The following is a 22,644-nucleotide window of genomic DNA, read 5'->3' on the forward strand; positions in this document are numbered from 1 at the left end:
TCGGTGGGGGCCTTCGTCGTGGAGAGGCGGAGGATCGTGCCGCTCAGACGACCTGGTGCAGCCAGCGCACCGGCGCGCCGTCGCCGGCGTGCCGGAAGGTCTCGAGCTCGTCGTCCCAGGGCTTGCCGAGCAGCTTGTCGATCTCGACCAGGACGGTGGTCTCGCCGAGCGCGGCCTTGACCACGGCGGCCTTGAGCCGGTCCTCGGGGATCATGATGTCGCCGTGGATGCCGGTCACGGCATGGAAGACGCCGAGCTCGGGGGTGTAGGAGTAGCGAGCGCCCTCGGTGGCCGAGGTCGGCTCCTCGGTGATCTCGAAGCGCAGCTGGTTCCAGCCGCGCAGAGCCGAGGCGATCGCCGCCGCCGAGCCGGCCGAGCCGGTCCAGGACAGCTCGGCACGGTACGTGCCGGTCTGCGCCGACTGAGGGGTCCAGTCGAGGCTCACGGGCACGCCGAGGACACCGCCCACTGCCCACTCGATGTGTGGGCACAACGCGGACGGTGCGGAGTGAACGTAAAGAACGCCCCTCGTCGCCGAGCGGCTGGTGGTGCGTGCGGTCACGGTGACCTCCTCCTTCTCCGGCGCGAGCTACGCCTTCCCCAGCGGTCTCGTCATGGAGGAGAGATCAGTCATGTGACAGATGTTCGGTTGTTGGACCATTGTGACCCATGATGCGCCTGCGCACCAGTGGTGTGAGGGGCGTGTCGCACACGTCCTACGCCCAGGTGCCCAGGCAGGCGGTCGGGCAGGCGTTCAGGCCCGCCAGCTCGGCGTGGTCGACACGACGTTGGCGCCGTCGCGCACCGCGCCGAGCAGCAGACCGGGCCCGAGCGGCACCACGCCGCGGGACGGTCGCCCACCCGGCAGCGGGGACACCGGATCGGCCCCGTCCGGGACGTCGACCACGTCGAGGACCGCGCAGGTGACGTTGTCCCGGCCGCCGGCCGCGAGAGCAGCCTCGACCAGGGCCGCGACGGCCTCCGCGGCACTCCCCGGGAGCAGGGCGGCGATCGCGGCGTCGTCGAGGAGATCGCTCAGGCCGTCGGTGCACAGCAGCAGCCGGTCCCCTGCGCGCACGTCCACGCCCGCGATGTCGGGGCCGGGGTCGGCGGGGTCGCCGTCGAGGGTGCGGAGCACGACCTTGCGCCACGGGTGGGTGGCCAGCACCGAGGCCGAGACGCGCGACGTACGCCGCAGCTGCTCGGCGTAGGTGTGGTCGCCGGAGAGCTGGGTGAGCACGCCGTCGCGCCAGCGGTAGGCGCGGGAGTCACCCACGTGGCCGAGCGCCACGCGAGCGCCGTCGCACAGCACCACGGTGAGCGTGGTCGACATGCCGAGCCGGTTGAGGTCACGCTGCACGGCATGGCGCACCGCGGCGCGCGCCGCGGCGCTCACGTCGGCGACCCGGTCCTCGAGGGAACCCACGGGTCCGGCCTCGGGCCGGTCGCCGGCGGCCAGCCCGCCACGCCAGGCCGAGACGAGGGCGTGGACGGCGGTGGCGGAGGCGACCTCGCCGGCCGCCGCGCCCCCGACGCCGTCGGCGACCACCGCCACGGAGCGACCGACGTACCCGGAGTCCTCGTTGTGGACCCGCACCAGGCCGACCTCGCTCGCCCCCGAGCCCGCGAAGCGGAGCATGGACCCTCCTCCTGCCGATCGTGAGTACAGCGTCGTGTGTCCGGCGCGGTCAAGCCCGCACGTGCCCCTGGTGTCCTACGCTCCGGGCCGTGGACCAGCCCGAACCTCTCTTCGTCGCGCACCGTCCCCGGGCCCGCCTCGCGATCACCGTGGTCGGCGTCGCGGCGGGGCTGGGCGCGGTCGCCTGGTACGTCCACAGCCCGGCCCCCCTGCCCACCGCGGAGGAGCACGTGGTCGCATCGACCCCCGCCGGCGTCCCCGTCCACCTCGGCGTCTTCGCTGCCGGGACGGAGCTCGACCGGAGCCTGACGCTGCACGGCGTGCGGGTCGAGGTCGACTCCGAGATGCCCGTCGAGGTGGAGCCGCTGCTGTGCCGCGGCGGGTCGTTCCGGGTCACCACCGATCCGGGCGCCTTCTGCGAGGAGCTGGTCGGCACCGAGGACGAGGCCCTGGGCAACGGCGACACCGTCGTCCTGCGCGTCAGCGGCGCCCAACCGGGGACGGTGAGCATCGCCCGCGTGCGCCTGGCCTTCGGCGAGGGCGTCCAACGGGGCGTGCGCCCCGCCGGCGCCCCCAGCCGAGTGGTCGTGCTGAGTCGCTGATCAGTCCGCGAGGCGCTTCTCGAGCGCCTCGGCGCGCTCCGCGGCGTCGGTGAGCTCCTCGGCGTCGATCGCGTTGGTGCGGTGGAACCACGCCAGGGCGTCGGTGTAGCGCCCGGCGGCCTCGAGGGTGTCGGCGTAGGCGTAGCGCAGGCGCACGACCCACGAGGATCGGGTCTTGTTGTTGAGCGGAGCCAGCTCCAGGGTGCGCAGAGCCGCGTCGAACTGGCCGAGGTCGCGACGGGCGCCGGCCTCGACGATCGTCATCTCGGCCTTCGCCTCGGGGGCGAAGTTGACCACCGACGGGCTCTTGGCCAGCTTGAGCGCCTGCTCGGGCTGGCCGAGGGCACGGTGGCAGTCCGCCATGATCGGCAGGTAGGCGGTCGCGCCGTTCATCCGCTTCGCGGCACGCAGCTCAGCGAGCGCCTCGGCGTAGTGACCCGCGGCGTACGCCGCCTCGCCCACGGCCTCACGCACGACGGCGAGCCGGGCTGCACGGGCGCGCGCCGCCATCGCGTGCTGGTAGGCCAGCTCGGGGTCGGTGTCGATGAAGTGCCCGGCCGCGACGAGGTGGCGGGCGATGCGCGCGGCAAGCTTCTCGGGGAGGCCCTTCAGCTGCGCGCCCACGGCACGGTCGAGCTCAAGGCCGGAGATCTCCGGGGGCAGCTCCGGGCCGTCGTAACGCGCCTGGTCACCGGTGCGCGGAGCGCGGTCGCGGCTATCCGAACGAGCACCACGGTCGGGACGACCCCCACGCTCGGGGCGCCCGCCGCTGCGCGGACGGTCACCGCCGCGCTCCGGCCGGCCACCGCGGTCCGGGCGGTCACCACTGCGGGCCGGGCGACCGCCGCTGCGGGCCGGACGCTCGCCGCGGTCCGGGCGGTCGCCACTGCGGGCCGGGCCGCTGTCGCGCGAGCCGCCCTGCGGCTTCGATCCGCCGCGTCCGCCGCTCGTCGGCTTGCCGCCGGAGGGCCTGCCACCCGAGGGGCGGCCGCCGCGTCCGGGTCCGTCGCCCTGGGGGCGCTGGTTGCGTCGCTGGTCAGCCATCTGATCTGTGCTCCTGGGTCTGGCGTGGAACGCCGAATTCTATGATGAAATGCACGTAGGGGCCACCTGACGGTGGCCCCTACGGAATTTTTGTCCGGCGGCGTCCTACTCTCCCACAACCTCTCGGTTGCAGTACCATCGGCGCTGAAAGGCTTAACTTCCGGGTTCGGGATGGGACCGGGTGTTTCCCTTTCGCTATGGCCGCCGTAACTCTATCGACTCCACCCATCAACACCGGCCACAAAACCGTGAGGTTTCGGGGGTGTGTGTCTGGGGAGCCAAGCCACTATTCACATGTTTGTGCCATGTGGGTGTTGTGTTGGATCGTGGACGCGATCAATTGCGCGGTCGTCTTGATAGTTTCAGTAAAGTGAGTGTAAGACAAGCCCTCGGCCTATTAGTACCGGTCGGCTAGGCATTGCTGCTGTACACCTCCGGCCTATCAACCCAGTGTTCTGCTGGGGGCCTTACCCCGTTAACCGGGTGGGAAACCTCATCTTGAAACGCGCTTCCCGCTTAGATGCATTCAGCGGTTATCACTTCCGAACGTAGCCAACCAGCCGTGCCCCTGGCGGGACAACTGGCACACCAGAGGTTCGTCCATCCCGGTCCTCTCGTACTAGGGACAGCCTTTCTCAAGTTTCCTGCGCGCGCGGCGGATAGGGACCGAACTGTCTCACGACGTTCTAAACCCAGCTCGCGTGCCGCTTTAATGGGCGAACAGCCCAACCCTTGGGACCTGCTCCAGCCCCAGGATGCGACGAGCCGACATCGAGGTGCCAAACCATCCCGTCGATATGGACTCTTGGGAAGATCAGCCTGTTATCCCCGGGGTACCTTTTATCCGTTGAGCGACGCCGCTTCCACATGCCGACGCCGGATCACTAGTTCCGACTTTCGTCCCTGCTCGACATGTCTGTCTCACAGTCAAGCTCCCTTGTGCACTTACACTCAACACCTGATTGCCAACCAGGCTGAGGGAACCTTTGAGCGCCTCCGTTACATTTTAGGAGGCAACCGCCCCAGTTAAACTACCCATCAGGCACTGTCCCTGATCCGGATTACGGACCTAGGTTAGACATCTAGTACGACCAGAGTGGTATTTCAACGATGACTCCACAACCACTGGCGTGGCCACTTCACAGTCTCCCACCTATCCTACACAAGCCGAACCAAACACCAATACCAAACTATAGTAAAGGTCCCGGGGTCTTTCCGTCCTGCCGCGCGTAACGAGCATCTTTACTCGTAGTGCAATTTCGCCGAGTCCACGGTTGAGACAGCGCCCAAGTCGTTACTCCATTCGTGCAGGTCGGAACTTACCCGACAAGGAATTTCGCTACCTTAGGATGGTTATAGTTACCACCGCCGTTTACTGGGGCTTAAGTTCTCAGCTTCGATCTTGCGATCTAACCGGTCCCCTTAACCTTCCAGCACCGGGCAGGAGTCAGTCCGTATACATCGTCTTACGACTTAGCACGGACCTGTGTTTTTAGTAAACAGTCGCTTGGGCCTGGTCTCTGCGGCCCTTCACGCTTCCCCAGCAAGTGGGTACACGATCCGGGCCCCCCTTCTCCCGAAGTTACGGGGGCATTTTGCCGAGTTCCTTAACCATGGTTCGCTCGATCGCCTTGGTATTCTCTACCTGATCACCTGAGTCGGTTTGGGGTACGGGCGGCGCATAGCTCGCTAGAGGTTTTTCTCGACAGCATAGGATCACCGACTTCCCCAATTGGGTCCCCATCACACCTCAGGATCGACATCAAAGTCAGCCACCCGGATTTGCCTGGGCGGCTCCCTACATGCTTGGCCGTACACAACCATCGGTACGGTTCGACTACCTTCCTGCGTCACCCCATCGCTTGACTACTACCAGTTCGGGTCCCACGCTACGCCGCAGCCTCTTCCCCCGAAGGAGTCGATAACCGCGGTTTCAGATGGTTAGCATCACCAGGTTCGTCATGGGCGCTACTTTGCCGGTACGGGAATATCAACCCGTTGTCCATCGACTACGCCTGTCGGCCTCGCCTTAGGTCCCGACTTACCCAGGGCAGATTAGCTTGACCCTGGAACCCTTGATCATTCGGCGCAGGAGTTTCTCACTCCTGATTCGCTACTCATGCCTGCATTCTCACTCGTGTCGCATCCACCACTAGATCACTCTGCGGCTTCACCCGCGACACGACGCTCCCCTACCCATCCACACACCCTTTCGGGCTCTCCACACAAGGTGGGTGCGAATGCCATAGCTTCGGCGGATGACTTGAGCCCCGCTACATTGTCGGCGCGGAATCACTTGACCAGTGAGCTATTACGCACTCTTTCAAGGGTGGCTGCTTCCAAGCCAACCTCCTGGTTGTCACTGCGACTCCACATCCTTTTCCACTTAGTCACCGCTTAGGGGCCTTAGCTGATGGTCTGGGCTGTTTCCCTCTCGACTACGGAGCTTATCCCCCGCAGTCTCACTGCCGCGCTCTCACTTACCGGCATTCGGAGTTTGGCTAACGTCAGTAACCTTGTAGGGCCCATTAGCTATCCAGTGCTCTACCTCCGGCAAGAAACACGCGACGCTGCACCTAAATGCATTTCGGGGAGAACCAGCTATCACGAAGTTTGATTGGCCTTTCACCCCTATCCACAGGTCATCCCCTCAGTTTTCAACCTAAGTGGGTTCGGTCCTCCACGCGGTCTTACCCGCGCTTCAACCTGCCCATGGATAGATCACTTCGCTTCGGGTCTTGAGCGCGCTACTGAATCGCCCTATTCGGACTCGCTTTCGCTACGGCTTCCCCACACGGGTTAACCTCGCAACACACCGCAAACTCGCAGGCTCATTCTTCAAAAGGCACGCCGTCACAAGGCACAAGACCTCGCTCCGACGGATTGTAGGCACATGGTTTCAGGTACTATTTCACTCCCCGCCAGGGGTACTTTTCACCTTTCCCTCACGGTACTTGTCCGCTATCGGTCATCAAGGAGTATTTAGGCTTAACAGGTGGTCCTGCCAGATTCACACGGAATTTCAGGGGTTCCGTGTTACTTGGGATCCCACTCGACAGCCACAGCCTTACACCTACGGGGCTATCACCCTCTACGGCTCCACTTTCCAATGGAATTCGACTTCAACTGTGGTTTCTTACTGTCCGGATCGCCGGCAGACGACCCTGAATGGTCCCACAACCCCCCATACGCAACCCCTGCCGGGTATCACACGCATGAGGTTTAGCCTGATCCGATTTCGCTCGCCACTACTCTCGGAATCACTATTGTTTTCTCTTCCTACCGGTACTGAGATGTTTCACTTCCCGGCGTTCCCTCCACACACCCTATATATTCAGGTGCAGGTAACTGGACATGACTCCAGCTGGGTTTCCCCATTCGGACACCCCCGGATCACAGCTTGGTTGCCAACTCCCCGGGGCTTATCGCAGGCTCCTACGTCCTTCATCGGCTCTTGATGCCAAGGCATCCACCATGTGCCCTTCATAGCTTGTCTCACAAACACTCAACAAAAACTACAAAGACTTAATTGCAATATGTGCAACACACAACGTGTGCCACACAAGATGCTCGCGTCCACTATCCAGTTCACAAACAACCAACCCACCAACCACCACCACCCCAAGACTCAGGGCAGCAACCGAAGGAGGCATCCGAGCTCACAACCCAAACTGGGCTGATCCCTCAAAGCTCAACAGTGTGTCACACGACCAATCCCCACCACACGAACCGCACCAGGTTCCACGCCCCACCAGCTCAAGAGCAGGAGGGACAGTACTGAGGCACGACCATGCACCAGGCACAGCCTTCATCGACGATTCCACTAGTGAACACCACCATGCGCAACCGAACAGGCGCCGGTTGTCGGGGCGTGTGCTCCTTAGAAAGGAGGTGATCCAGCCGCACCTTCCGGTACGGCTACCTTGTTACGACTTCGTCCCAATCGCCAGCCCCACCTTCGACGGCTCCCTCCCACAAGGGGTTAGGCCACCGGCTTCGGGTGTTGCCGACTTTCGTGACGTGACGGGCGGTGTGTACAAGGCCCGGGAACGTATTCACCGCAGCGTTGCTGATCTGCGATTACTAGCGACTCCGACTTCATGGGGTCGAGTTGCAGACCCCAATCCGAACTGAGACCGGCTTTTTGGGATTCGCTCCCCCTCACGGGATCGCAGCCCTTTGTACCGGCCATTGTAGCATGCGTGAAGCCCTGGACATAAGGGGCATGATGACTTGACGTCATCCCCACCTTCCTCCGAGTTGACCCCGGCAGTCTCCTATGAGTCCCCACCATGACGTGCTGGCAACATAGGACGAGGGTTGCGCTCGTTGCGGGACTTAACCCAACATCTCACGACACGAGCTGACGACAGCCATGCACCACCTGTATACCGACTAAAAGGGGCTCTATCTCTAGAGCTTTCCGGCATATGTCAAACCCAGGTAAGGTTCTTCGCGTTGCATCGAATTAATCCGCATGCTCCGCCGCTTGTGCGGGCCCCCGTCAATTCCTTTGAGTTTTAGCCTTGCGGCCGTACTCCCCAGGCGGGGCGCTTAATGCGTTAGCTGCGGCACGGAACCCATGGAATAGGCCCCACACCTAGCGCCCAACGTTTACGGTGTGGACTACCAGGGTATCTAATCCTGTTCGCTCCCCACACTTTCGCTCCTCAGCGTCAGGTAATGCCCAGAGAACCGCCTTCGCCACCGGTGTTCCTCCTGATATCTGCGCATTTCACCGCTACACCAGGAATTCCGTTCTCCCCTGCATACCTCTAGTCTGCCCGTATCGGAAGCCAGCTCAGAGTTAAGCCCTGAGTTTTCACTCCCGACGCGACAAACCGCCTACGAGCCCTTTACGCCCAATAATTCCGGACAACGCTCGCACCCTACGTATTACCGCGGCTGCTGGCACGTAGTTGGCCGGTGCTTCTTCTGTACCTACCGTCACTCTCGCTTCGTCGGTACTGAAAGAGGTTTACAACCCGAAGGCAGTCATCCCTCACGCGGCGTTGCTGGATCAGGCTTCCGCCCATTGTCCAATATTCCCCACTGCTGCCTCCCGTAGGAGTCTGGGCCGTGTCTCAGTCCCAGTGTGGCCGGTCACCCTCTCAGGCCGGCTACCCGTCGAAGCCTTGGTGAGCCATTACCTCACCAACAAGCTGATAGGCCGCGAGCACATCCTGCGCCGAAAAAACTTTCCACAACCCACCATGCGGTGCGTTGTCATATCCGGTATTAGCCACCGTTTCCGATGGTTATCCCGAAGCGCAGGGCAGATTACTCACGTGTTACTCACCCGTTCGCCGCTCGTGTACCCCCGAAAGGGCCTTACCGCTCGACTTGCATGTGTTAAGCACGCCGCCAGCGTTCGTCCTGAGCCAGGATCAAACTCTCCGTTGAAAACAACACCCACAACCACCCAAGGGCAGTTGCGGAAAAAGAGATGCCCCTGACAGGAGAAACTAGCTGACAAAAATTGTCTAACCAGAATCATTGTCAAAGAAACCATCGACACCACCAAGAACCGAAGTCCTCACCGAGTGCCGACGGGGCATAACAAACTAATTCGTCGACTATATGACACACTGTTGAGTTCTCAAGGATCAGACACACCCGGTGGTCGGCCTCGCGGCCTCCCTGTCGGGGCTTGCACTACTTTACCTCGGACTTTCCCGCCTTGCAAACCGGCCCGTTTCCCGCTTTCCACATCCAAAACTTCGGACCCGGTAAGGCTGGAAAACATTCTCGGCTATTCGGCGAGTATCTCCGTGGAGAATCTTGCCTCATTGCCGCCGGTCAAGCAATTCGGGGCTATTTCAGTCCCTCCCCCGTTCGCCAGCACACGACACCGCAATGGCGCCGCGAGACTTCCGCGAACAAGACGGCCACCCCGCCTGGCGGCCACAGCTCCTTGACCGGAGCCGCACCCGCTGCACTGGGCAACGAAGAGAAGATTACGTTCCGGGTCCGCGAGCGCACAACTCGGGGCGGCGTGACGCCGACCACCCCTCGGGGGGACGCCCTCGGGCGCCCGGTGGCCGGTAGGTCAGCGGACCTCGACGCCGGCGAACTTCTTCTTGCCCCGTCGCAGCACGAGCCATGCGCCATCGATCAGATCGGCGCGTGCCGGGACCGCGTCGGTGTCCTCGACCCGGACGTTGTTGACGTAGGCGCCGCCCTCGCCGATGGTGCGCCGCGCCTCGCCCTTGCTCTTCGCCAGGCCGGTCTCGACCAGCAGGTCCACCACGCTCGGGAGCGGGTCGCCGTCCACGGTGATCGCGCCCGCCTCGCGGAGTGCCGCGCCCAGGGTCTCCCCGCCGAGGCCGGCCAGCTCGCCGCCGCCGAACAGCGCCGCGGAGGCGGCCTTGATCCGCTCGGTCTCCTCGGCGCCGTGCACGAGCGTCGTCACCTGCTCGGCGAGCGCCTTGTGAGCGGCGCGCAGGAACGGCTTCTCGGCGTGGGTCGCCTCGAGCTCCTCTATCTCCGCGCGCGAGAGGAAGGTGAACGCCTTCAGCAGCTCGATGACCTTCTCGTCCTCGACGTTGAGCCAGAACTGGAAGAAGGAGTACGGCGACATCATCTCGGGGTCGAGCCAGAGCGCGCCGCCCTCGGTCTTGCCGTACTTCGTGCCGTCGGCCTTGGTGATCAACGGGGTCGCGAAGGCGTGCGCCCGCCCGCCGTCGGCGCGCCGGATCAGCTCGACGCCGCCGGTGAGGTTGCCCCACTGGTCGGAGCCGCCGAACTGGAGCGTCACCCCGTGGTCGCGGTAGAGGTTGAGGAAGTCCATCGACTGCAGCAGCACGTAGCTGAACTCGGTGTAGCTGATGCCGTCCTCGAGGCGTCGCTTGACCACGTCGCGCGCCAGCATCCGGTTGACCGGGAAGTGCTTGCCGATGTCGCGCAGGAAGTCGATCGTCGACAGGCTCGCGGTCCAGTCGTAGTTGTTCACCATCGTGGCGCCGTTGTCGCCCTCGAAGGACAGGAACGGCTCGATCTGGCCGCGGACCCGGCGTACCCAGTCGTTGACGGTGTCCAGGGAGTTCAAGGTGCGCTCACCGGAGTCGCGCGGGTCGCCGATCAGACCGGTCGCGCCGCCCACCAGGACGTACGGCGTGTGCCCGGCGCGCTGCAGACGCATCGCGGTGACGATCTGGAGCAGGTTGCCCATGTGGAGACTCGGCGCGGTCGGGTCGAAGCCCACGTAGTAGCGCACGCTGCCCGTTGCGAGCGCCTCGCTCAGCGCGTCGCGGTCCGTCGAGTGGGCGACGAGGCCGCGCCACTCGAGGTCGTCGAGAAGGGTGGTGTCGATGGGCACGGGAGGCCTTCCTGGATCGTCGTTGCTCCCCACAGCCTGCCTCATCTCTCCATCCCCCAGCCATCCGGGCGCGCTCCCACGAGACGTCTACAGTGGCTCGACGGGCCCGGACGGACCGGGTGGGAGGGACAGCTGGTGATCGCAGGCAGGTACTCGCTCGTGCGCGAGATCGGCCGGGGCGGCATGGGTGCCGTGTGGCTCGGTCGGGACGAGGTCCTCGGACGTGAGGTCGCGTTGAAGCGCATCGGACCTGCTCCGGGCCACGACGATCCGTCCGTCGCCCTCGAGCGCGCCGGACGCGAGGCGCGGCTGGCCGCGCGTCTCAACCACCCCCACGTCGTCGCCGTCTTCGACCTGCTCGGCGAGGGCGATGACCAGTGGCTGGTGATGGAGTACGTCGCCGGCTCGACGCTCTCCCAGCTGGTGCGCTCCTCCGGCCCGCTCTCCCCCGACCAGGCCGCCAGCCTGCTCAGCCAGGCGGCCGAGGGGCTCGCGGCCGCGCACGAGGCCGGGATCGTGCACCGCGACGTCAAGCCGTCGAACATCCTGGTCACGCCGGATGGCCAGGTGAAGCTGACCGACTTCGGCATCGCGCGCGGCGGCACCGACCTGACCCTGACCCGCACCGGCCTGGTGACCGGGTCCCCCGCCTACCTGGCGCCCGAGGTGGCCTCCGGACAGCCCGCCACCGCCGCCAGCGACGTCTGGTCCCTGGGCGCCACGCTGTTCCACGCCCTCGCCGGGCACCCGCCGTACGACGTGGGCGACAACCTGCTCGGCGCGCTGTACCGCATCGTGCACGAGGAGCCGCCGCGGCTCGACGACGCGGGCTGGCTCGGGCCGCTGCTGCGCAACACCATGGAGCTCGATCCGGCCGCGCGCTGGACGATGTCGCAGGTCCGCGACTTCCTGGCCGCCGGCCCCGGAGCGCCGGCGCCGACCCCGTTGCCCCGCACCGGGCATGCCGACCCTCATGGCGAGGCGACCCGGGCGGTCCCGTCCGTCCGCGGCCCGCGCCGCCCCCGCCGCCCAGGCCCGCCGGCCCCTGCGCCGGTCGCCGGTCGGGCACATCGGCGGCCCGGCCGCCTGGTCCCGGCGCTGCTCGGGCTCGCGGTCCTCACGCTGCTGGCCGTCGTCGGCGTCGCCATCCTGGTCGACCGCGGCGACACGACTTCCGGCGCCTCCCGTGGGGACGCTGCGGCCCCCGCTCCGTCCCCCGAGCCGGCGAAGCCGACCGAGCAGGACCTGCGGGCGTTCGCCACCGACTACCTCCAGCGCGCGGCCAGCGACCCGGCCGCCGGCTACGACATGCTCACCCCGGCGTTCCAGGAGGAGAGCGGCTGGCGCGAGGGGTACGACGGGTTCTGGGGCAGCGTCGCCGCCGTGCGCGACATCGAGGTGACCGAGGCCGACCCCGACTCCATGACGGTCGGCTACACCTACACCTACGACCTGGAGAACGGCACCAGCCGGACCGAGAGCGTGCGGCTCCAGCTGGTCCAGGACGGGTCGCGCCTGCTGATCGCGGGCGAGCCGAACCCGGGGTGACGCCCTAGGGTGGCCGGGCCCGGCGCTGCCGGGCAGGTGCCGCTCGACGCTGGGCCACCGTGGTTCGACTCCCCCCATCTGATCTCCCTCTCCCCCAGGAGGAAAACCGTGTCCGACTCCACCCCCGAGGACGACCTCGACCTCGAGCGCCTCGCGATGCTGCGCGACCTCGACCCCGACGACACGTCGTACCTCGACCGTGCCATCGGCAACTTCGTCTCGAACGCCTCCACCGTCGGCGCCACGGCCCGCGAGGCCGCGCTGCGCGGTGACCACGAGGAGCTCAGGGCGGTCACCCACAAGATGGTGGGCAACGCTCTCAACCTCGGGCTCAACTACGTCGGCGCCGCGGCGCGGCGCCTGGAGCTGCTGGCCGGCGAGGGCACCACCGAGGGCGCCGCTGCGCTGCTCGACGACCTCGACCGGGCCCTGGCGCGCGGGCGCGGGGATCTGCTCGCCTTCCAGGCCTCCTACCAGGCCTCGCCCTCCTGAGTCGCGCCGCCGCGGCGCCCGGATGGGTACTGGCGCTGACGAGCGCCTGCCCGAGGCGCCGCGGAGGAGGAACGCATGAAGACCATCGTGACCCTGATCGTGCTCGCCTGGCTGGCGATCGGGGCCCTGGCCGCCTGGCAACGCGGTTACTTCGGTGACGACCGGGATGTCAGCTGCACCAGCGCCGGTGACACGCTGCTCACCGTGGTCTCCGGCCCGCTGAACTACGCCGGTGTCAACCCCAAGGTCGACTGCACCCTTCCCGAGCCGTCGAAGTAACCCCGGCCGGGCCCCCGACCCACGGGTCGGGGGCCCGCACCCGGGAACGGGCGGCCGGCACCGGCCGTCCCCTCAGGCGCAGGGCTCCTGGGGGCGCGTGAGCCTGTTGTCGCCCCAGAGCCGATCGCAGACCTGCTGCTTGCCGCAGCACCGACCGACCGGACGCCCACCCAGCCACCCCTCGGTCGAACCGAGCTTGCGGTACGGGATGGGGTCGAGTGCCGGCTCCTGCCTCGCCTGCTCGGCGCTGATCCGCGCCTGGAGCGCCTCGGAGGTCTGCCGGCCCGCGTGGCGCACCATCGGCGTGATCCGCGCGAAGTCCACGCGGTCCAGCGGCCCCACCGCCGACAGCGCGGCGACCGGGCCCTCGGCGGTCAGGATCGGCGCGGTCGCGCCTCCGACGCCCGGCATCCCCAGGCCCCGCTCGTACCCGACGCCGCGGCGCCGGATCTCGGCGAGCTCCGCGTGCAGCAGCGCGGGATCGTCGCCGTCGACACCGCCGGGGGCGGCGCACTCGCCGAGCAGCGCGTCGACCTCCTCGGGCGGGAGCCAGGCCAGGATCGTCTTGCCGATCGTCGCGTTGGTGACCCACCACCGGCTGCCGACGTCCGAGGGCAGCGACAGCGCGAAGGAACCGCCGATCTTGTCGAGGAACACGACCTCGGGCCCTTCGAGCATGCACAGGTGCACGACCAGGCCGGTACGCACCTGTAGGTCGAGCAGCACCGGGGCCGCCGCCTCCCGGACCTGGTCGCGGCTCGGGCCTCGGGAGCCGATGCGGCTGGCCCGGTGCCCGAGGGAGTAGCCGGTCGTGTGACGGCGTACCCACCCCAGCTGCACGAGCTGCTCGAGGATCCGGTGGCAGCTCGAGCGCGGCAGCCGGGCGCGGGTGCCGATCTCCTCCAACGACAGGCGCGTGCCCCAGCGGTCGAAGCTCTCGAGCACCCGCGTCATCCGCACGATCATCGTGTCGCTCGGGGCGCTCGCCGAGGGGGTGCGGGCAGCGGGCATGAAGGTCTCCGAGGGGGTCGTCGCAGGCGGCATTCCCAGTTTGACGTCCGTCACATCGCCGACCGATCCAGCGCTCCCGATCAGCGGGAGTCGCGTGCTCGTGGGGCCGTCGACCTGGTCCTAGCGTGCGTCTCCGCGTGGCGCCTTCGGCCCCACCTGATCTTTGGAGGACAGCGCGATGAGCATCGACGTGAGCGAGCCGGGGACCGGTCTCTCCCCGGCCACGGCACCCTTCCCCGCCGGCACGACCAGGCCCTCCCCGAGCGAGATGCGCCGGGTGATGGGTCAGTTCGCCAGCGGCGTCACCGTCGTGACCGGCACCGACGACGGCGAGCCGGTCGGCTTCGCCTGCCAGTCCTTCGCCTCCGTCTCCCTCGAGCCGCCGTTGGTGCTGTTCTGCGCCGGCGTCGGCGGCACGACGTGGCCCCGCATCCGACGCGGCGGCCGGTTCAGCGTCAACGTGCTGGCCGAGGAGCAGGAGGACCTGTGCGCCCGCTTCGGCTCGCGCACCGGCCGTCGCTTCGAGGGCCTGGACTGGACGCCGTCGCGCTGGGGCACCCCGAGCCTGCCCGGGGTGCTCGCGCGGGTGCACTGCGAGATCGACGCCGTGCACCGCGCCGGTGACCACGACGTCGTGATCGGCGCGGTCGACGAGCTGGAGTGGGTGGGCCAGGCCGACCCGATGGTCTTCTTCCGCGGTGCCTTCCGCCCGAGCGCACCGACGGCCGCCGCTCGATGACCGATCCCAAGCAGACACCCGGGATCGGGCTGTTCCTCGACCTGCGCAACCCCGAGCGCTGGCGCCGTCCGTGGCCGGAGTTCTACGGTCGCCAGCTGGACCTGATCGCCGAGGCCGAGCACCAGGGCGCCGATGCGGTCTGGTTCACCGAGCACCACGACACCGACGACGGCTACCTCTCCCAGCCCCTCACCTTCGCCGCGGCCGCCGCTGCCCGCACCTCGCGGATGCGGATCGGCACCGCGGTCGTGCTGGCGGCACTGCGCCACCCCCGCCACCTCGCCGAGGAGGCCGCGATCGTCGACCTGATCTCGGCCGGGCGCCTCGAGCTCGGCATCGGCGCGGGCTTCGTCGAGCACGAGTACGCCGCGTTCGGCCGCGACCTCGCCGAGCGCTACCGCCTCACCGACGACGCGGTCCGGGAGGTCCGCCGGCTGCTCGGCGTGGTGAGCCCCGGGCCGGTGCAGCAACCGCCGCCGATCTGGCTGGGCTACCAGGGCCCCCAGGGCGCGCGCCGCGCCGGCCGGATGGGCACCGGCCTGCTCTCGCTGGACCGCCGCCTGCTGGAGCCGTACGCCGCCGGGCTGGCCGAGGGCGGGCACGACCCGTCGACCGCGCGCATGGGCGGGCTGCTCGACCTCGTCGTGGCCGAGGACCCCGAGCGGACGCTCGCCCGGGTGCTCCCGCACTTCGTGCACCAGCTGAACTCCTACCGCCGGATGGCGGCCGGGCCGCGCGGCACCCACCGGGACCTCACGGTCGAGGAGGTGGCCGCCGACACCCGCGGACCGGGCCGGATCCCGGGCCTCAGCGTCCTCACGCCGCCGGAGGCAGTGGCGACCATCCGGCGGCGTACGGCCGGGATCCCGGCACGCCACGTCTACTGCTGGGCCAGCGTCGCCGGCATGCCCGACGACATCGTGACCGAGCACCTGGCGCTGCTGCTCGGGTCCGTGGCGCCCGCGGTACGCGCCGCCGACCCCCGCCTCCCGGCCTGAACGCCCGCCCTCTCCCGGGCCGGCCTGGCGGCGACTCCCGATTTGCGGGAGCGCCATTGGAGCCGGGTGACGGGCGTCACGGATCGTGTGCCTCCGCACGGGCGTCTCGGGCTGCCCGCGCCGTCCCCTTCGTCATCCCCCGTTCCCCCCTGTCGTCACCCCTGTCTTCACCCCCCACTTTTCGACCCCGCACCACTACCCAGGAGGTAGGCATGAGCGTCACCGCCCCCACCGACGAGATCCGGTTCATCGACTCCGGCGACGGCTACTCCCGCTTCGCCCGCGGATGGCACTGCCTCGGGCTGGCGGACGACTTCCGCGACGGCAAGCCCCACGAGCTCAAGATCTTCGGCCAGACGGCCGTCGTGTTCGCCGGCGAGAACGGCGAGATCAGCATGCTCGACGCGTTCTGCCGGCACATGGGCGGCAACCTCGCCCACGGCGAGATCAAGGGCAACGAGATCGCCTGCCCCTTCCACGACTGGCGCTGGAACGGCGAGGGCCGCTGCACCAAGGTCCCCTACGCCCGCCGTACGCCGCTCCGTGCCCGCACGCTGCGCTGGATCACCATGGAGCAGAACGGTCTGCTCTTCTGCTGGAACGACCCGCAGGGCAACCCGCCGCCGGCGGACGTCACGATCCCCGAGATCCCCGAGTACGACAGCGGCAAGTGGACCGCCTGGTCGTGGAAGTCCTACCTGGTCGAGGGCGCGCACTGCCGCGAGATCGTCGACAACGTCGTGGACATGGCGCACTTCTTCTACGTGCACTACCAGATCCCGCGCTACTTCAAGAACGTCTTCGAGGGCCACGTGGCCAGCCAGTACATGAACTCCACCGGCCGCGAGGACATCAAGACCGGCGTGCAGATGGACCTGCCGGACGCGGTGACCCGCTCCGAGGCCAGCTACTTCGGCCCCTCGTTCATGCTCGACACGATCTGGACCGAGGCCGACGACCAGGTCATCGAGGCCAAGCTGGTCAACTGCCACTACCCGATCAGCGACAACTCCTTCCTGCTCCAGTACGGGATCATCGTGGAGAAGCTGCCGGGCGTGTCTGACGAGGACGCCCAGGCGATGGGCCAGACCTTCGTCGACGGCCTCGAGGTGCAGTTCCTCCAGGACGTCGAGGTCTGGAAGCACAAGACCCGCATCGAGAACCCGCTCCTCACCGAGGAGGACGGGCCGGTCTACCAGCTGCGCCGCTGGTACGAGCAGTTCTACGTCGACGTCGAGGACGTCACGCCGGACATGACCAAGCGCTTCGAGTTCGAGGTCGACTGCGACTACGCGGTCGAGACCTGGGAGGCCGAGAGCCGCGTCGAGTCCTCGTCCACCGCCACCACCGGCGCCTGAGCCCCACCCACGAGAAGGAACACCCCCGATGAACGACATCAGTCGTCAGATGATCGACCACGCCGACAAGCTGCGCGAGCAGGCCGAGGAGTCCGAGCAGCTGTGCCGGCTCCCCGACGAGACCGCGGCCCTGCTGCGCAGCGCCGGCTCCATCCGGATGCTCCAGCCGAAGGAGTACGGCGGCCAGGAGACCCACCTGGCCGAGTTCGCCGAGACCGTGATGGAGACCGCCAAGATCTTCGGCTCCGCGGGCTGGGTCCAGGGCATCGTCGGCGTCCACCCCTGGCAACTCGCCTTCGCCGACCCGCGGGTGCAGGAGGAGGTGTGGGGCGAGGACCAGGACACCTGGCTCGCCTCGCCGTACCAGCCCAACGGCGTCCTGGTCCCCGAGGGCGAGGACGGCTTCCGCTTCTCGGGTCGCTGGCAGTTCTCCTCCGGCACCGACCACTGCCAGTGGATCTTCCTCGGCGGCCTGCTCGCCGGCGCGGACGGCACCCCGCTCAGCCCGCCGAAGATGATGCACGTGATCCTGCCGCGCAGCGACTACGAGATCGTCCCGGACTCCTGGAACATGGTGGGTCTGCGCGGCACCGGCTCGAAGGACATCATCGTCCGCGACGCCTACGTGCCGGCGTACCGCGTCATGGACTGCGACAAGGTCATCGACGGCTCGGCGGTCCGCGAGGCGGGCCGTGACGAGACGCTCTACAAGATGCCCTGGTCGTGCACGTTCCCCGCCGGCATCACCTCCGCGATCATCGGCATCGCCGAGGGCGCGCTCGAGACGGCGCTGGGCTACCAGCGCAACCGCATCAACGCGCACGGCACGGTGGTCAAGGAGGACCCCTACACCCTGTCCGCGCTGGGTGAGGCGGCCGCCGACATCCACGCCGCGCGGGCCGAGATCCTCGGCAACATCAACCGGCTCTGGGACATCGTCGACTCCGGTCGCGAGGTGCCCTTCGAGACCCGCGCCCTCGGCCGACTCAGCCAGGTGCGGGCGGCGCACCGCGCCGTCGACGCCGTCGACCGGATCTTCGCCCGCTCCGGCGGCAGCGCCATGCGGATGGACCAGCCGCTCCAGCGCTTCTGGCGCGACGCCCACGCGGGTCTCAACCACGCCATCAACATCCCGGGCCCGACGTACCACGCCAACGCGCTGACGCACATGGGCCTGGAGCCGCAGGGCGCCCTGCGCGCCCTGATCTGACCCGCCACCCCATCGATTCAGAAGGAGACACCAGATGACCGAGATCCGAGAGATCCGTGCCCTGGGGTACGTGACCGTGTCCTCGACCGACATGGAGCGCTGGCGGGAGTTCGCCTTCGACGTGCTGAGCTTCGGCGAGGGCAGCGGCCCCGACCCGGACGCGCTGTACCTGCGGATGGACGAGCGCGCCGCCCGCATCGTGGTGCGCCCCGGCGACACCGATGGCGTGCGGACCGTGGGCTGGGAGGTCCGCGACCACCTCGCCCTCGCGCGGGTGGAGAAGACGCTCGCCGACGCCGGCTACGCGCCGAAGCGCCTGAGCGCGGAGGAGGCCGACGAGCGGCGCGTCGAGGAGGTCCTCGCCTTCACCGACCCCTCCGGCCTGCAGGTCGAGATCTTCTTCGGCCCCGTGCTCGACCACTCGCCGCTGGTCACGCGCCACGGCAGCCGCTTCGTCACCTCCGGGGTCGGCCTCGGGCACGTCGTGCTGCCGACCACCGACATCGAGGCGTCGCAGAAGCTCTACCTCGACACCCTCGGCTTCCTGCCGCGCGGTGCGATGAAGCTCGAGACCCCGCCCGGTGTCCCGACCCAGCGGATCCGCTTCATCGGCGTCAACCAGCGCCACCACAGCCTCGCGCTGTGCCCGGCGCCGGCGATGAAGGACCCCGCCCTGATCCACATCATGGTCGAGGTCGACTCCCTCGACGACGTGGGCCGGGCACTGGACCGCTCGAACAAGGCCGGCTACTCGCTGTCGTCCACGCTCGGCCGACACACCAACGACAAGATGATCTCCTTCTACGTCCGCGCCCCCGGCGGCTGGGACGTGGAGTACGGCTGCGAGGGCATGCTCGTCGACGAGTCGCACTACACGGCCGAGGAGATCACCGCCGACAGCTACTGGGGCCACGACTGGTCGGGCTCCGAGCCGCTCGCGGCGTTCAGTTGAGCGCCGGCACCCGCCGAACGGAGGACCCGTGAAGCAGATCAGCTGCCACAGCTGCGGCAACCGCGTGCTGGTGGAGAAGTACAGCCCGATCCACACCAGCGTCCAGTGGTTGCAGGACGCGGGCGACTGCCCCGAGCTGCGCGAGAGCGCGACCGGTGCGGGCGGGACCGCCCTCGTCCCCACCTGCGCGAAGCTGCGGGCGTCCATCGTCGCCGCCGACCGGGCCGGCGAGCTCCCCGAGACGACGTACGCCGAGCCGGCGCCGCTGCCGCGGGACCTGCTCGACGCCGTCACACGCGGCGAGTGAGCGACAGCCTCGGTGCCGTCGACCCGGGTGGCCTCGCCGCCCGGGTCGACCGGCTGGACTCGACCGAGCAGATCCGGCAGCTCGCCTACCGCTACGCCCAGGCCCTCGACAGCCGGGACGTGACGGGGCTGGCGGCGCTGTTCGTGGAGGACGTCACGACCCACGACGGCCGGGTCGGCCGGGAGGCGCTGGCCGAGTGGTACGACCCGGTGCTGCGCCCCTACGGCATCACCTTCCACCTGGTGGCCAACCACGTCATCGAGTTCACCGACGCCGACCACGCCACCGGGACGGTCTACTGCCGCCCCGAGCACGAGGTCGACGGCGAGTGGATCGTGATGCCGATGCAGTACTGGGACCGCTACGAGCGCCGCGACGGACAGTGGTACTTCAAGTCCCGCAGCACGCACGTGTTCTACGCCGCCGACGTCGCGGCGAGCCCGCTCGCCGCACCAGGACGGTTCCACTTCCCCGGCAACCCGTTCATCAGCCGGGCGGACCTGCCGGAGCGGTGGCAGACGTGGCGGGACTTCTGGTCCCGCGACAGCTGATCAGGCTCCCCTCGCTCCGCACGTCAGTGGCCGGGTCGGTCCTCCGGGACCGGCCCGGCCACTGTCATGCCTGCGTCTCGCGCCACGACACGAACTGCCGCACGGCCAGGGCCGAGAGCTGCCACGCCAGGTAGCACGGCGTCCCGACCACGAAGCCGGGCCACACGTGGAACCACGCCGGCGCCGCGACGCCGTCCCCGATGGAGGCGATCAGGAAGATCCAGAGCACGACCGCGCCGAACCACGGGAGCGCCCAGGCCAGCGCCTCCTGCTTCCGGCTGAGCCGCTCACGGGCGTAGACCCGGGCCAGGAACGTGCTCGCCACCGCGACGTACGCCGCGCCGATGAGCGACAGCGGCCAGGCACCCAGCAGCGCGAGAATCAGCAGCCACAGCGCGCCGGAGACCAGGTTGCCCACGAGGACCGGACGGTCGAGGCGCGCACGAGGCGCTGTTTCCCCGACGGGAGGAAGATCGGTCACCGTCATAGGGTCATTGTCCCGTCTATGTCCGCCGGGCGAACCGGATGTCACCATTCGGCAATTGCTGGTGCAGATAACGCTCGTCGTGGATCAGATGATGATGGTGGCCGCAGAACAACATCGCGTTGTCGAGATCGGTCTTTCCACCCGCCGACCACGGCCGCACATGATGCGCCTCGCACCACGTCGCGGGAATCGTGCAGCCATGCGCCCGACATTCCCGGTCGCGGATAGCCAGGGCCTTTCTCTGACCCGGGCTGAACAGACGTGACGCGTGCCCGAGATCGAGCGGCACCGACCGAGTCCCCAGCACCGCGGGCACAAGCTTGGCCGTGCACGCGAGCCGTCGCGCCTCCCCGGCGGTGATCCGCGACCCGTCCGCGAGCGTGGCAGCGCCGAGGCCCTCGACCAGTGTCTTGAGGTCCATCGTGATCACGAGCGTGGTGGCATCCCCGCCGTGCAGCGGAAGGCGGTTCGGGTCGAGGGACTCCAACAAGGAGCAGAACGCCTCCCCCAGTCGCCGCTCGTACGGAACCCGGCGCCCATCGTCCGCCGCCTTGTCCTCGGCTGCTCGGCGCGGGTTGGTGAACGACTCCAACAACGTCGTCAGCCGCAACGCGACACTCTCGGGCACGCGTCCCTTGATGAGCGCCGTCCCGTCGCCGAGGCCCTGCACCTTCAACGTCGTACGCCGCCGCGCCGCCCGCTCGGCATCGCGCAACCGGCGCTCCTCGAGCTCATCGACCCACTGCGGCGCCACCACCTCCAGGATCCGCTCCCCCAGCCGCTGCAAGGCGCGCGGACCGAAGTCCACCGCCTGCTCCACCAGGCAGGCCTCGGCGCGGGCCAGCACGTCGGCCCACTCCTCCGCCGTCGCCTCCACCACCCGGCCGGCAATCCTGACCTCGTCGAGCGCCGCGACGATCACGTGCCCCTGGTCGACGCTCGCGTGCCCCTCGACCAGCGCCCGCCCCAGGACCTGCCAGCGGTGCTCGCACGCCACCCCGAGGCGCTGCGCCCGCCGGGCCGACCCGCCTGACACCTGCGAGCGCTGCGCCACCCACGACGCCACGTCACGGAACCCATCGGCATCGGCCACGTCGTCCGCGCATGCCATCACCCGTGCCTCGAGCGCCTGCACCCGCGAGCAGGCCCGCGCGAGCAGCAACAGGGCTTCCCGCTTGTCGGTCAACGACAGAAACGTCGGATCCAGCTTCGCGAGCTCATCGAGACCGACACCCAGGCGCTCGGCACCGGCGACGAAGGGATGGACCGGATCGGTCATCGACGCCTCCCGAGAAGTCGGATCTACACCTAGAGGCAATCGTACATGTGTTCGACTAGGCGGTCATGGTCAATATCGAGGAACTTGCGCCAGCAATCCGGGGTCTGGCAACTCCTGTCGAGTTCCGCGGTCCATCCGTTCCTTCCCCTGAGCGGGCGAGAAGCCGTTTCGACCAACGAGGTCGATCAACATCGGAAACGTTTGCATCCCGGTCGGGCAGCTCGATCGGCTGTCCAGATCCCTCACTCTCGACCACCCACCAGCATCAGACGCACGCCGCCATCGGACACCATCAGCCCGCCGTCCACACGACCGGTAGGGTCACCTCTGCCCAGCGTCGCGGCGATGGGAGCGGATGCCCTCAGCCGTCAGCAGGGCGCCCGGGGCGGTAGCTCAGTCGGTTAGAGCAGAGGACTCATAATCCTTGGGTCGTGGGTTCGAGCCCCACCCGCCCTACGAGCACGCAAGCGGCGCCGCACTTCCTCGGCGCCCGGCGCGGCCTAGACCGGCGCGCGTCGTACCCTCCGCGAGCGCGGCGAAACCATCCGATTGGGTTACGTTCGCGCCGATGAAAACCTCACCGATCATCGGCGGCCCGCTGGACGGGGCGGAGGCGCAGCTCCCCGTCGGGGGCGCGGTGCCGAGCGAGCACCAGATGCTCCTGAGTCGCGTCGGTGATACCTGGCACGCGTATCTCCTCGTGCCCCGGCCGGACTCCGACGAGCGGGTCCTCAGCCACCTCGGCGAGGTCGAGGAGCTGCCCCGGCTGCGCGACGAGATCGCCCACGCCAACTCCAACGTCGCCGCCACCGGCTGACCCTCCAAGGCCG

Annotated in this window: 19 protein-coding genes, 1 tRNA gene and 3 rRNA genes; 13 read left to right on the forward strand and 10 right to left on the reverse strand. The window is 68.0% G+C overall.

Annotated features, from left to right (window positions below):
- Window positions 1-43: 43 nt before the first annotated feature.
- Window positions 44-562 (reverse strand): DUF3145 domain-containing protein, encoded by a 519-nt coding sequence (locus HBO46_RS13305; protein ID WP_166140816.1) that lies wholly within the window; start codon window positions 560-562, stop codon window positions 44-46.
- Window positions 563-754: 192 nt separating this feature from the next.
- Window positions 755-1,639, reverse strand: a complete 885-nt coding sequence (locus HBO46_RS13310) for a PP2C family protein-serine/threonine phosphatase (RefSeq protein ID WP_166140817.1) — start codon at window positions 1,637-1,639, stop codon at window positions 755-757.
- An 89-nt stretch (window positions 1,640-1,728) separates the two neighbouring features.
- Here HBO46_RS13310 and HBO46_RS13315 point away from each other — a divergent pair, with 89 nt between their 5' ends.
- Window positions 1,729-2,241, forward strand: coding sequence for a hypothetical protein (locus tag HBO46_RS13315; RefSeq protein ID WP_166140818.1), 513 nt, complete (start codon window positions 1,729-1,731; stop codon window positions 2,239-2,241).
- Here the strand turns inward: HBO46_RS13315 and HBO46_RS13320 are convergent, their stop codons facing one another.
- The 5 genes from HBO46_RS13320 to tyrS all read right to left on the reverse strand — a co-directional run bounded on the left by HBO46_RS13320 (window position 2,242) and on the right by tyrS (window position 10,603).
- Window positions 2,242-3,285 carry a tetratricopeptide repeat protein gene (locus HBO46_RS13320; protein ID WP_166140819.1) on the reverse strand — a complete coding sequence of 348 codons (1,044 nt, stop codon included), beginning with the start codon at window positions 3,283-3,285 and terminating at the stop codon, window positions 2,242-2,244. It abuts the gene before it with no gap.
- A 92-nt stretch (window positions 3,286-3,377) separates the two neighbouring features.
- Window positions 3,378-3,494: ribosomal RNA gene (rrf, locus tag HBO46_RS13325) — 5S ribosomal RNA — on the reverse strand.
- Between the two features lie 168 nt (window positions 3,495-3,662).
- A 23S ribosomal RNA gene (locus HBO46_RS13330) occupies window positions 3,663-6,781 on the reverse strand.
- 388 nt (window positions 6,782-7,169) lie between these two features.
- Window positions 7,170-8,688, reverse strand: a 16S ribosomal RNA gene (locus HBO46_RS13335).
- Together the 16S, 23S and 5S rRNA genes form the textbook arrangement of a ribosomal RNA operon.
- A 646-nt stretch (window positions 8,689-9,334) precedes the next feature.
- Window positions 9,335-10,603: a tyrosine--tRNA ligase gene (gene tyrS, locus HBO46_RS13340; RefSeq protein ID WP_224769049.1), complete on the reverse strand. Its 1,269-nt coding sequence runs from the start codon at window positions 10,601-10,603 to the stop codon at window positions 9,335-9,337.
- Window positions 10,604-10,738: 135 nt separating this feature from the next.
- On the opposite strand from tyrS, the gene HBO46_RS13345 reads away from it, so the two are divergent.
- The 3 genes from HBO46_RS13345 to HBO46_RS13355 all read left to right on the forward strand — a co-directional run bounded on the left by HBO46_RS13345 (window position 10,739) and on the right by HBO46_RS13355 (window position 12,922).
- Window positions 10,739-12,151 carry a serine/threonine-protein kinase gene (locus HBO46_RS13345; protein WP_166140694.1) on the forward strand — a complete coding sequence of 471 codons (1,413 nt, stop codon included), beginning with the start codon at window positions 10,739-10,741 and terminating at the stop codon, window positions 12,149-12,151.
- A 108-nt stretch (window positions 12,152-12,259) separates the two neighbouring features.
- Window positions 12,260-12,643: an Hpt domain-containing protein gene (locus HBO46_RS13350; RefSeq protein ID WP_166140693.1), complete on the forward strand. Its 384-nt coding sequence runs from the start codon at window positions 12,260-12,262 to the stop codon at window positions 12,641-12,643.
- Between the two features lie 75 nt (window positions 12,644-12,718).
- Window positions 12,719-12,922 (forward strand): hypothetical protein, encoded by a 204-nt coding sequence (locus HBO46_RS13355; RefSeq protein ID WP_166140692.1) that lies wholly within the window; start codon window positions 12,719-12,721, stop codon window positions 12,920-12,922.
- 72 nt (window positions 12,923-12,994) lie between these two features.
- Here HBO46_RS13355 and HBO46_RS13360 read toward each other — a convergent pair whose 3' ends face one another.
- The gene (locus HBO46_RS13360; RefSeq protein WP_166140691.1) at window positions 12,995-13,933 is read right to left on the reverse strand and encodes an IclR family transcriptional regulator; all 939 of its coding nucleotides are present in this window, start codon (window positions 13,931-13,933) and stop codon (window positions 12,995-12,997) included.
- A 178-nt stretch (window positions 13,934-14,111) separates the two neighbouring features.
- Here HBO46_RS13360 and HBO46_RS13365 point away from each other — a divergent pair, with 178 nt between their 5' ends.
- From HBO46_RS13365 to HBO46_RS13395, 7 genes are all read left to right on the forward strand, one after another.
- Window positions 14,112-14,672, forward strand: a complete 561-nt coding sequence (locus HBO46_RS13365) for a flavin reductase family protein (RefSeq protein WP_166140690.1) — start codon at window positions 14,112-14,114, stop codon at window positions 14,670-14,672.
- Window positions 14,669-15,670 (forward strand): LLM class flavin-dependent oxidoreductase, encoded by a 1,002-nt coding sequence (locus HBO46_RS13370; RefSeq protein ID WP_166140689.1) that lies wholly within the window; start codon window positions 14,669-14,671, stop codon window positions 15,668-15,670. The genes HBO46_RS13365 and HBO46_RS13370 overlap by 4 nt, the downstream gene beginning before the upstream one ends.
- Window positions 15,671-15,882: 212 nt before the next feature.
- Window positions 15,883-17,028: a Rieske 2Fe-2S domain-containing protein gene (locus HBO46_RS13375; RefSeq protein ID WP_166140688.1), complete on the forward strand. Its 1,146-nt coding sequence runs from the start codon at window positions 15,883-15,885 to the stop codon at window positions 17,026-17,028.
- 28 nt (window positions 17,029-17,056) lie between these two features.
- A complete protein-coding gene (locus tag HBO46_RS13380) occupies window positions 17,057-18,238 on the forward strand; it encodes an acyl-CoA dehydrogenase family protein (RefSeq protein ID WP_166140687.1) in 1,182 nt (393 codons plus the stop codon).
- Between the two features lie 34 nt (window positions 18,239-18,272).
- Window positions 18,273-19,190 (forward strand): VOC family protein, encoded by a 918-nt coding sequence (locus tag HBO46_RS13385; RefSeq protein WP_191480153.1) that lies wholly within the window; start codon window positions 18,273-18,275, stop codon window positions 19,188-19,190.
- Between the two features lie 28 nt (window positions 19,191-19,218).
- Window positions 19,219-19,497 carry a hypothetical protein gene (locus tag HBO46_RS13390; protein ID WP_166140686.1) on the forward strand — a complete coding sequence of 93 codons (279 nt, stop codon included), beginning with the start codon at window positions 19,219-19,221 and terminating at the stop codon, window positions 19,495-19,497.
- Window positions 19,494-20,048, forward strand: coding sequence for a nuclear transport factor 2 family protein (locus HBO46_RS13395; RefSeq protein WP_166140685.1), 555 nt, complete (start codon window positions 19,494-19,496; stop codon window positions 20,046-20,048). Before HBO46_RS13390 ends, HBO46_RS13395 begins: the two co-directional genes overlap by 4 nt.
- Window positions 20,049-20,112: 64 nt before the next feature.
- On the opposite strand, the gene HBO46_RS13400 is transcribed toward HBO46_RS13395, so the two are convergent.
- Both HBO46_RS13400 and HBO46_RS13405 read right to left on the reverse strand, forming a co-directional pair.
- Window positions 20,113-20,466, reverse strand: coding sequence for a hypothetical protein (locus HBO46_RS13400; protein WP_191480154.1), 354 nt, complete (start codon window positions 20,464-20,466; stop codon window positions 20,113-20,115).
- An 85-nt stretch (window positions 20,467-20,551) separates the two neighbouring features.
- Window positions 20,552-21,814 carry an HNH endonuclease signature motif containing protein gene (locus tag HBO46_RS13405; protein WP_166140683.1) on the reverse strand — a complete coding sequence of 421 codons (1,263 nt, stop codon included), beginning with the start codon at window positions 21,812-21,814 and terminating at the stop codon, window positions 20,552-20,554.
- Between the two features lie 382 nt (window positions 21,815-22,196).
- On the opposite strand from HBO46_RS13405, the gene HBO46_RS13410 reads away from it, so the two are divergent.
- Both HBO46_RS13410 and HBO46_RS13415 read left to right on the forward strand, forming a co-directional pair.
- Window positions 22,197-22,270 (forward strand) — tRNA-Ile (locus HBO46_RS13410).
- 112 nt (window positions 22,271-22,382) lie between these two features.
- Window positions 22,383-22,631, forward strand: coding sequence for a hypothetical protein (locus tag HBO46_RS13415; protein ID WP_166140682.1), 249 nt, complete (start codon window positions 22,383-22,385; stop codon window positions 22,629-22,631).
- Window positions 22,632-22,644: the final 13 nt, after the last annotated feature.

It is taken from the genome of Nocardioides ochotonae (genome assembly GCF_011420305.2).
Lineage (GTDB): Bacteria > Actinomycetota > Actinomycetes > Propionibacteriales > Nocardioidaceae > Nocardioides > Nocardioides ochotonae.